The sequence below is a fragment of the Streptococcus sp. HMSC062B01 genome, assembly GCF_001811085.1.
Classification (GTDB): domain Bacteria; phylum Bacillota; class Bacilli; order Lactobacillales; family Streptococcaceae; genus Streptococcus; species Streptococcus gordonii.
In genome coordinates this window covers 422-742 of sequence record NZ_KZ672796.1, presented here as the reverse complement: position 1 = coordinate 742, position 321 = coordinate 422, and the positions used below count along the sequence as shown (strand labels likewise).

Genomic DNA, 321 nt, shown 5'->3' with positions numbered 1-321 from the left:
CACCCTGCGGACCTGTGCTGGTTGCGTTAGTGCTCGTTGGAGTTACCTTAGTAAACTCTGGGCTGTAAGTCGCAGTAACTGGGGTGCCATTCTTATCCACACGTTTGACTGTGACTGGATCTGGGTTTCCGACAAACTGTTTGTCTGGAGTGAAAGTTACAGTTCCGTCTGGTGCAATCGTGTAAGTTCCTTGACCTGGAATAGATTTCTCTTTGCTTCCATCTTCGAAGGTTGGCTCAACTGTTTCATCGATTGGAACCAGTGGGTCGCCACCTTGGAAGGTTGGGGTACCTGTTTGTGGAACACCCTGCGGACCTGTGC

Annotated in this window: 1 protein-coding gene; it reads right to left on the bottom strand. The window is 50.5% G+C overall.

Annotated elements, in window-relative coordinates:
- The coding region (locus tag HMPREF2780_RS07975; protein WP_158672304.1) for an Ig-like domain-containing protein at positions 1-321 on the bottom strand (321 nt) is incomplete at both ends.